General features: G+C 32.9%; 5 protein-coding genes. All 5 read left to right on the top strand.

Features of this window, described 5'->3' with window-relative positions:
• The first annotated feature begins 31 nt into the window (after positions 1-31).
• On the top strand, positions 32-1279 hold the full coding sequence (locus tag HMPREF2930_RS10650; protein WP_017174946.1) for a copper resistance CopC/CopD family protein: 1248 nt from the start codon (positions 32-34) through the stop codon (positions 1277-1279).
• Between the two features lie 16 nt (positions 1280-1295).
• Positions 1296-1907, top strand: coding sequence for a YcnI family protein (locus HMPREF2930_RS10655; RefSeq protein WP_070597406.1), 612 nt, complete (start codon positions 1296-1298; stop codon positions 1905-1907).
• A gap of 129 nt (positions 1908-2036) precedes the next feature.
• Positions 2037-2453 (top strand): DUF2871 domain-containing protein, encoded by a 417-nt coding sequence (locus tag HMPREF2930_RS10660; protein WP_017174944.1) that lies wholly within the window; start codon positions 2037-2039, stop codon positions 2451-2453.
• A gap of 88 nt (positions 2454-2541) precedes the next feature.
• Positions 2542-2943, top strand: coding sequence for a GNAT family N-acetyltransferase (locus HMPREF2930_RS10665; RefSeq protein ID WP_017174943.1), 402 nt, complete (start codon positions 2542-2544; stop codon positions 2941-2943).
• A 408-nt stretch (positions 2944-3351) separates the two neighbouring features.
• The coding region (gene ebh / locus HMPREF2930_RS10670; protein ID WP_070597407.1) for a hyperosmolarity resistance protein Ebh at positions 3352-11355 on the top strand (8004 nt) is incomplete at its 3' end.

Here is an 11355-nt window from a genome sequence, read left to right on the forward strand (position 1 = left end):
TTAAATGAGTATTTTTTATAGGAGGACGTCAATGGTCATTTTAAAGCGAAGTTCTAAAGTAGCTATAGCGTTATTGATGATGTTCCTATTTTTATTCGTGCCGAGTATGACAAAAATAGCTTCTGCGCACGCTACTTTAGAAAAAACAACCCCAGCACAAAACGGTATCGTATCAAAACAACCAGATACAATCGAATTAACATTTAATGAGCCAGTAAATGCCGAATATTCAGGGATAACGATATATAATGATAAAGGAAAGAAAGTTGCTGATATTAAACCGAGTACAACAGGACATTCAGATACTTTATCTTTCTCAGGCGATCAATTAAAAGAAGGTACACAACAAATTAAATGGCATACTGTATCTGCTGATGGTCATGAAATTAGTGATCAATTTGAATTTTCAGTTGGTAAAAAAACAGCCAATGGTGTAGATACTACTCCTGTTGCATATGAAACGCCTGCATTTTGGTTTGGTGTGTTTAGATATATCGCTGAAGGCGCAACAATTATTTTAGTTGGTTTATATTGGTTAAACGGTATTGCACGTAGAAATAATTTATCAACATTTGATATTTTCCCTAGACATGTCGCTGTATCATTGATCATGATGATGGCATATATTATGTCACTTGTACTTTATCTGATGACTCTATCATCTGATATTTTGGATTCAGTTTTAACATTTAATCCAAGTGTCTTAATTCAATTCCCATATATACTGAGCGCTGTTGCTTTAATTATTTTAAGTGGATTATTTGTATTAAGAAATATGGAACGAACATGGTATTGGGCTATTTCGATAATTATGATTTTAGCTTTAAGTATGTCAGGACATGCTTGGTCTCAAAGTGTTCCTGTTTGGTCAATTATACTTAGAACATTACACTTAGCTGGTATCAGTTTATGGCTAGGCGCATTAATTTATTTGTTTTCTTCAGTATTTACTAAAAAACGAGATGCAGTTGATTTATTACGCGAAATCTTATTTAAAGTGAATGGAGCTGCTGTTGTAGTTATCATTATTACAGGTATATTAATGTCGATTGATGAAACTAAAATTTTATCAATATGGTCTAATATGCAAACATGGACAATATTATTAATAATTAAAATCGCAGGAACATTAATGATGATGGCTTTAGGATTTATGCAAACAACGCGCGCCTTAAACAAACGTTATAGAATTAATAAAGTCTCTTTAATCGTAGAAGTTTCTATTGGTATTATTTTAATACTTGTTGGTGTTATTATGAGTCAAATTAATATTCCATAAAAGGAGATTGTAAAATATGCTTAAAAAATTATTTGCTTCAGGTTTAGTGTTCTTCTTTTCATTAGGTTTATTTAAATATGCTGATGCACATGTGACGATAAATCCAAAAGCAGTTGAACCTGAATCTTACGAAAAAGTGGATGTTCGAGTGCCTGTTGAACAAAAAGATCATACTGAAAAAGTCGAATTAGATATTCCAAAAGAAGTACAAGTGTCAAATATTCAACCTGTAGAAGGATATAAATATAGTTTAGATAAAGACAAAAAAGGTAATATCACAAAAATCACTTGGAAAGCGAAAGATAAAGGCATTGGTCCTAATGAATTTATCGAATTCCCACTTCTTGTAGCAAGTCCTAAAGAAGAAGGCACATATTCATTTAAAGCTGTGCAGACATATGATAATAAAGATAAAGTAAAATGGACGGGCAAAGCGAATAGTGAACATCCTGCTCCAACATTGGAAGTGAAAAAAAATGCAAATGCTGACACTGTTAAAGGAGACAATGCTAAAAAAGATGAAAGAACTCAATCATCTTCAGGTGGTTCTATCGCATTGTGGATTATTTCACTTGTTGCCATTATTTTATCTTTAGTTGCATTATTTAAACATGCAAGAAATAAATAAGACATATAATAAAATGACTTCTAGTGTTTGCTGGAGGTCATTTTTAGTAACATGATTTGATTACAAAATTTTGTCACTTTAAAGACGAAGATAATCGATTATAATAATTGAAGTAAGGGAGGATTTTTTATGCGCAGATTATTATATGCTTTTTTAGTCTATATGATTATTGGACTTGTAAGTGGATTTTACTACAGAGAGTTAACGAAAGCACATGATTTTACCGGCGATACGCAACTAGCTCTTGTTCACACACATACATTAATATTAGGTATGTTTATGTTTTTAATTTTACTTCCGCTTGAAAAAGTATTTAAGTTAAGTAGTTATTATTTATTTAATTGGTTTTTCATTGTATACAATATCGGTGTCATTATTACTGTGGGAATGATGCTAACAAAAGGTACTTACCAAGTCACTGGAAAAAGTTTTTCACCAGAAGCATTTGCTGGATTTGCAGGTATCGGTCATACAGGAATGCTTGCTGGCTTATTATTACTTTTCTTTTTACTAAGACAAGCCATTTTAAAAGAACCGAGAGATTAAAATAATAATTTGAGACACAATAGATTCAAACCTATTGTGTCTTTTTTTATAATTAAGCATAAAGAGACTACAAGAGGAGGACGTTTTAATGATTCATTATTCAAATCATCCACCAAATGTTAAAGATTATTGTGAATTAAGAGCAAAAGCAGGTATGAGTCCTAAATCAGAAACAGCAGCACAAAAAGGATTACCCCATGCATGCTTTAATATTACTATTTATGAAGAATCAACATTGATTGGGATGGGTAGAGTCATTGGAGATGGGGGAACTGCATTTCAGATTATAGATATTGCTGTGCATCCATATTATCAAGGACAAGGTTTTGGGAAAGAAATCTTAAAACAAGTGATGGCATTTATTGAAAATCATGCAGAAAAAGGGACATATGTCAGTCTGATTGCAGATTATCCAGCTGATCAATTATATAAGAAGTTTGGATTTCAATCTACCGAGCCAAAATCTGGTGGAATGTTTAAAAAATATTAAAGAAAATGGATGAGATTAAATTAAATTTCTTTTAAGTTCGTTATTTTATGTCTAGATTACGCTTTACGTAAATATTCTAAATAAAAATCTCTAGGTGATGGCTTCTAGATTAAAAAATATAAGTGAATTTTTAATTTTTAATAAGCTAAATAAATTCTAAAACAATTATTTGAAGTGCATCTAGTATATAAGTTAAATATATTATTTAATAAAATATTCATAAAATAATATACACATATAAAATGAATGATGATAATATATAAATGAACAAATACACCTATTGTTCAGTACAATATAGTAAATGATTGTGAAACATTGAGTTATAATATAGTTTTTAAATAAAAATGTTTCATCATTTACACCTAGACAGCTAAGAATAAACATCAAGAATAGGAGTGAATAATCACTGTGAATTATCGAGAAAAATTACAGAAGTTTAGTATCCGCAAATATACAGTCGGTGCTTTTTCAACTGTTATTGCGACATTAATTTTCTTAGGTTCACCTCAAGCACACGCCAGTGAACAACTACAAAAAGATGGACAAGTGATTCAAGCAAAAGCTAGAGAACAAGAACAAACTTCAAATGAGACAAGTAACAAGCAAGTTCAATCTAACACAGAACCTAAAGCTTCACCTGTATCTGAGAGTCAAAAAGGAAACAATGAAACTTTAAATAAAGTTCAGAATGCAGATACATTAACAAATGATTTAACATCGTTTTCATCTCAAAACGAAAATAAAGATACATCTCATACAACAACAGATTTAAAAGCCAACAATGAAGTTCAACCTCAAAAAAATAAATTAGATGACATAAGTCTAGTCGAGGTGAATGAAGGACATAATCATGACAACCGTAATCGTACTCGTTACGAAGATAGAGAAGCATCAGATGATACTCTAGTATCTTCGACTTCAACAACAATTGATGGTGATAAACTTCAAGCAGCGTATGACCATTCTTACGAGGAATATCGAAAAATTGATAGAGAACAAGCTGACACTACAAAAGTTGCTAAAATTAAAGCAACATTTGACAAAGTTAATGACTTTTTTAGTACTAATGATAATACAAACCAAGCATTAATAAATGAATTATATAAAGAAATAGAACAAGCTAACGCTTTAATCGGTTCATTACCACAACGACAAGTAAGTACAATCAGTACAAGAGCAAATAGAGAAGCACGTGCTGTAAGATCAAGTAGACGTCCTGTACGTGGACAAGGTGGGACGAGACCCCCTAGCAATACTGCTAATACTTATACACCACCAGTAGTTCATAACTCTAGACCAAAACCTGGCTCAAAAGTAAAAAAGAATTCAGATTTGTATAATAATGCTAAAAAAGAATGGTATGTAGAAAATGAAAATGATGGTTCCGGTTATTGGTCAGGAACGTTTTTACATGCAACGAATAAAAGTGCACCATATTACGCTACACGTTCTCATTATCGAAATATGAGTCCATCTAGTGTTAGAGGTATTGCAGAAATTTCATCAATTAGACAAAATGATGGATATTTATGGACGATTAATTTTAATAAGTATCATATTAAACGTAATGGCATGGTATTTTGGTTTGGTTTACCTAAAGGTCAAACGCCAACGGGACCAGTACGTTTTACTACCACAGATGTAAATGGTCATGAAACATCATCATCTGGTACTGGAGACGGTAGAGATCAAGCATTATCAAGAATGTGGGATTCTGCTGGTGGTATTACTTCTAGTGCATATAATTTCAGACAAGGAAATCCTTTGAATAGAAGTGAGTTCTATAACGATTCAGTTAATCATATTTATAATTTAGGGGATTTTGCACGTGGTAATGAAAATCAACCATTTACATTCTTTGAAAGAGAAGGTGTTCCAAATAAAATTAAAGTAGCTGGAGACGATATTTATCGTTATTTAACTGCGCAAGTAGATCATAATCAAGGTATTGATCATATCTATGCATTTCAAGCTAGAGGAACAGATAGTTATACCATTCAATTTAAAACGTCTGGTAGCTCACAAGATAGATTATATTATGCAGCAGGTGGTAGAGGGATTGAATTTAATGAAATCAACAACTATAACCAATTATATTTAGAGCCGCTAGAACAGTATAATGATCGTAAAACTAAAATTGTAGATGTTATCGATCGCGTACTGCATATTGACCATGTTGAATCAGCTTATGATGTGCCAGAGCGTAGAATAATGAAAAAACATTACTTAGATGGCGATTTCGCTACACACGAATATGCTGAAGATGTTGCAAGTTATCTAAGTAACCCTAGTGATCATGTAATGGGTTTATTCCCTAGAGTGCCTACTGATCGTTATAGAGGTAATTTTGGTGTAAATCCGCTTAACTCTTATGAAATTCATGAAATGTTTTCTGAAGAAAAATTAAAAGAGGCTGCGAGAACAGGAAGACCAATTGAAATTTTTGTTGGGTTTAATGTAAGTGATGCATATCATAATGGTGAAACAATCAAAAAAGTAAATTTATTTGTCAAACCAAAGTTAGAACAATCCATTGGATTCTATTCAGATAATGCAACCGATAATAAAGAAAATTCACCTGAATCACAAGCTGCACATCATGCTGTCTTTTTACAACAAGAAGGTCAAATGCTTAATACAGTGACTAATGGTAATAATAAGGATTATCATCAAAATATTCGAATTCAATTTAAAAGTAACGAGTCTGCAAATGTATGGGAAATCTCTGGATATCCACCATCTCTACAAATTGAAGATGCAGTAGATAGACCCAATACAGAACTTGAGAAAAATAAAGTATTGGTTGGTCAATTACCGCCAGGACGCCATGTGATGACAGCGAGAATCGGTAATGAAACTAAAATCTTTGAAGTCATTGCCAAACCCAATCCACCAGTTATTTCAACACTTGCAGCGCAATTAGGACAAAAAGGAGGTAAGAAACCAACTATTACAGTGACACATGTGCCACAAGATGAGAGAGCAAAAGTACGTTTAGTTTCAGGTGGTATAGACGGTGCAGGTCCTGGCACAGCACCTTCAGGCTATACTGTACTCGCGGAAAAGATGGCAAACTTAGATGGCACGGTGACATTTGAAGAAAGTGATTATACTAATCCTTTACCTAATAATGGGGTTATTAGAGCAATTACATACTATGAAGATCCAGTGCAATCCAACTTTAGTAATTCGATTAATGTAGGACTAGATACTACACCGCCAACTTTTGGTGACGTAAGAGGCCTTCAAGATAAATATTATCGTGGAGATAACGTTAATATTTCAATTCCTGTTTCTGACAATGCATATGGTTCAGGTGTGGAAGATGCATCTATCACTGAAAATAGTGGTTTACAAGCAGTATTCAATAGAGATACTTCTGGAGACGCAGGTACTTTAGTGATTACTGGAACGATTTCTAATAATGCAACATGGAACAGTGATATTCTTGTTCAACCTGTAACACATGATAGAGCAGGTAATAATACTAATGTAAGTCCATATCATCTTCATATTGGAAAGTTATCAGATGATAAACCAGTTCAGTTATTTAGCCAGCAAGAATTGAAAACAGTGGGTAATCCTAATAGTATTTCGCAAAGCGAAAGAAATGATATCATTAACTCGCTTAAAGCTAAAAATAGTAGTTTGACATCATTTTTAAGTACACTTAACCCGTATATGGTTGGTAATGGTGGTAGAGTAGTCTTGACATTTAAAGATGGTTCTACTCGTATCATTGATCCGACTCAAGTGATTACATATAGACCACAACGTAAATCAATATATACTGAACCAGGTAGTTCAAATACAAAAGAAGCATTTATTACAATTGCTAAAGGTCAAGAGTATACAATTGGACCTGATTTAAGAAAATATTTCTCATTAAGTAATGGACAAGATATTCCTAAGAATGCATTTACAACTATTAATGGTAGTTCAATACCATCACCTCAAGCAATGAGTCGTCTAAATGCAGGAGTTTATACTTATAACGTAGATGCATTAAATGCTTACAACCATAGTTCAGAACGTTTGACAATTAAAGTTAACGTAGTTGATGTCAATACATTAGCAGAAAATCAACGTGTTTACCGTTCAACAACTAAAAATTTAAGTAATGATGAAATTACACAAGTTAGAAATGCCTTTAAAGCTGCTAATCCGCAATTAAATCTAAATGATAGTGATATCAGAATTGAAAACGATGAACCTTTAAGTAATCATCCAAGTCGTGTAAGAGTGACGATGACTAAAGGTGAATTAACAAAACAATTCATTTCAACATTTGATCATATGGATTTCTTAAAATGGATAAATTTACGTAATGATTATACTGTGACTTGGACAAGTCAAAAACTTAATGGAAGAAGCACAGATGGTGGATTTGAGTGGTCTCCAGATGGTAAAACAATAATTTATCGTTATGATGCAACGACTGGAAGAAGAATAACAGGCAATGACGTATTATCACTTTTAAGAGCAACGCCTAAACATGCAGGGTTGAGAAACCATATAGAAGGTCAAGAGAAAATATTAGCAGAATCAGGCTCAGCTCGTGGATTTAAACCTGTAGGATATTCTAAAGGGAATAGTATATATTCGGATGGAGAACATCCATTTACATATGATGGTCAACCTATTCAAGTATTAGACATAGTTGACAGCAATACTGGATATAGCAACTCTGCCGTTGCACGCAGTGACTATAGACATACAAGCAGCAATTCAACAGTGATGAGTGGTGATATTCCAGCCATGAATGGCGCTGCTGGTTTCCATTTAGATAAAGTGCTTAAACAAAATGGTACTGATAATGGAATTATGGGTGCGGTAGATAAACAACAATTGTATTTAACGCCTTATGGTGCAAAAAGCTATATTGAACGCCTTGGACAATCAATGTCATCAACAGACAATGTGATTAATATCGTATTTGTACCAACTGATAAAGTAACGCCAAATATTGTATTAGATAATTATAATGATCATGTTGTATTTTCAGGAGAAACTTTCAGAAATACACTTACATTAACTGATAACTTTGGTATTAAAAATGTTACTGTACCTAATGACAGTCAAATACCTATGAATGTATTAAATCATTCAACATTAAGTGGTGTTGCCCCTAATGTATCTACCCCAATGTCTAAACAAGTGAAAGTTAAAGTAACAGATGGTAGTGATAACGAAACAACGGCTGTATTTAATGTATTAATCAAACCATTAAAAGATAAATATAGTGTCATGACAACTGCTGATGAGTCGCATCCAATACGTATAGCGAATATTAGTAACAATGCAAGTTTATCTGAGACAGATAGACAAGCTATTTTTAACAGTTTAGATATTTCGAAATCAATTACCAATAGAAATTACGTTACAGAGGGCAGTAATGAAATAAGAAGTAGAGAAATTAGTAATGTTCATCGTTCAGGTAATAATGCAAATGTTGAAGTGACTATCACTTATGCAGATAATTCAAGAACATCCATTACTGTACCAGTAAAACATGTCATTCCTAATATCAGAGGAATAGAATTATTTACAGTACAAGGTCAGCCATTCCCAAGTGGTAAAGGAACAAATAATAATGACTTCTTCGTTATAAACAATGATCAACCTTTGACAGATGCTACTGTGACTTGGATTGGTAATGGACCAGATATTAACTCTACAACAGTAGGTGTCCCACAAATTTTAAGAGCAAACATCTTATTTGATGGTGAAACAACACCCATTGAAAAAGAAGCACACTATAGAGTAGTTAAAGCGAAACCAAAAAGAGTATATCAAACAACAATAAATGGTAATTTCTTATCTGCAAATGAAGGCTCGTCATCTAATGTAGGAGCATTTGTAGAAGGTATTGCAAATTATTTACCATCGGGTACGAACTTCGATTGGGCACCTGGTTCTGGACGACCTTTATCAAATAGTCCAGGTGTTTTCACAGAAACAATTAATGTGATATATCCTAACGGTCAAGTAGACCCAGTTAATGTATTGTTTAAAGTGAAACCAACTACGCCTTCAATTGATGCTTTAAGTACAAAATATAAAGCTGATTTATCTGGACAATCTATTAAAGTAAATAATGTTCCACATAATGCACAGGTTAAACTATATACTGAAGATGGTAGAGAAATGAGTAATACAACTATGACTAGAAATCGTGATGGTTCAGTGTCTATTACAATTCCAGGAGTATTACCACTTGGTAATATTAAAGCTAAATCAATTATCACGGTTGATCATGTAACGATTACTGAACAAAATAATAGTGGTTCTGTTGTGAACTCAACACGTTCAGAATCAATAGAATCAGATTTAAGTGCATCTTCACCTGTAACAAAACAACTTGAAGCGGTAGACGGCGGATTAAAATTTGTTAAAGGGGACAACATTGATTTAAATAATCCTAGAACTTACATTAAATCTAATTCAGATATCATACGAGTAGAATGGGAACAGAATGCTAATCAATGGAAAAACACAATTGGTACTACAACTAAACGCGCCATTGTCACATTGAGTAATGGAGAAACGAGAACAGTTTCTATTCCAGTAACCATTTATGCACCAGCCACTGCTAAAGCACCACAACGTGATGTGGTCGGTCACGCGTTAACTTATGGCGATGACGCAGCAAATTATGTGACATTTGAAAATAATTATATGAATGGGGCTACAGTGACTTGGAAAAATAATAATGCTCCAAGTAATAATATTGCTGGCGTTCAAAGCTTAACTGCTGAAGTAAGGTATAACGGTATTAATCACGTATATAATGTCCCAGTAAAAGTATATGAATATAAATATAAATTTAAAAAATCAGAGTATAGTACGATTGTAGGAACAAGTTTTGAAGGAAATGGAAATATTAATAATTATGTAGCATTAGAAAATGCGAATGGTTTACCTACAGATGGTTTCCATTTTGTTTGGACTCAAAACACCACAGCTTCTCATAGCGACCAATGGTCAAATTTAGCACATCCAAATCAAGCTTTTAAAAAAGAAGCGAGATTTGAAGTATTAGATAACCAAAACCACGTATTCTTTACTTCTGATCCAGCAATATTTAAAGTGACAAATGCAGTTCCAAATCCAGCAACTGTTACACAAAATGATGTTGGTGATGTAGTCATTTCACCAGGGGTAGGTAAAAACTTAGGCGTTAATGCTGGAAATATAATTGTAAATCCAGATAGAATTACTGTTAAAAAAGGAAATCAAGTTATTGGTACATTTGTCAAAAATAATACAGGCAAATGGGCAAAAGCTAGTGATTCTATAAACACACCTGGTTTATCAGTTTCTCCAGATGGTAATGAAATTATTTATGACAAAATGTCAGTTCCAAATGATACATTGATTAACACCGAATCAACGACAGGTAATGGAGAATTGACAAGTGAAGCTGCTACAAGTGCAACTTATAAAGTTAAGCCAGCAACACCATCTAACACAACATTTGCATTTAAACAAAATGGTGAGTTCGAAGTTATTCCAAACAATGCTAATACATCAACAACAAAAAATCCTACAGATAAAGTTAAAATTAGCTATGTTGAAAAAATGGGTAATAGTGCAGAACAATCTAGAGAATTAATTGTAACTAAAAATAATCAAAATCGATGGTCGATGAATAATCAGCCAGATTATGTGATATTTGATTCTATAACAGGTAAAGTGACATTTAAAGCTAATTCTTTAAAACCACATGTACTGATTAATACAGAATCTATTGCTGGAAATGATGATAATTTTAGCCATAATACTGTTGGAGTTGTGGGACCTGATCATCATGATGTTATCATTCATGAGATAGTCAAAGAACCTGGGGAAAGAGTTAGTAATGAGGAACTTAATAATGCAATTAGTGTAGATAATAAAGATCATGCTAATGTAAACGAAGGAGTAAGTTTACCTACAAATTTACAGAGTGATACAACGCAAGCAGTACCAACACGTATTACTTATAGAGATGGAAGTATAGAAATTGTAAATGTACCAATTAGAACCCATGCAGATAAATCGAGTATTAGAAATACTTTACCTAAACTTGACGCACAAGGAGACACTAATGGTAAAACACCATCAAGTGTGAGTGCATATAATAATGAAATGCAGCATTTACATGATGAAATTGAAGCAGTTCGAAGAAAAGCTAATGAAGTGTTATCAAATGATAGAGCAACAAATACTGATGTTGCAAATGTGACAAATAATATTAATGATGTCTCATTGAAAATTCAACATGCAATTTCATTACTACAAAATAAAGCAGATAATAGTGCTTTAGTTGAAGCAAAACGTCAACTTGATGAAGCAACGGCAGAACAAGATCCAACGCCAGGAATGACACAAGTAACATCAGATAATTATAGAGCGAAAAAAGCAGAAGCA

This window comes from Staphylococcus sp. HMSC068C09 (assembly GCF_001813735.1).
In the GTDB taxonomy this organism is placed as follows: Bacteria; Bacillota; Bacilli; order Staphylococcales; family Staphylococcaceae; genus Staphylococcus; species Staphylococcus hominis.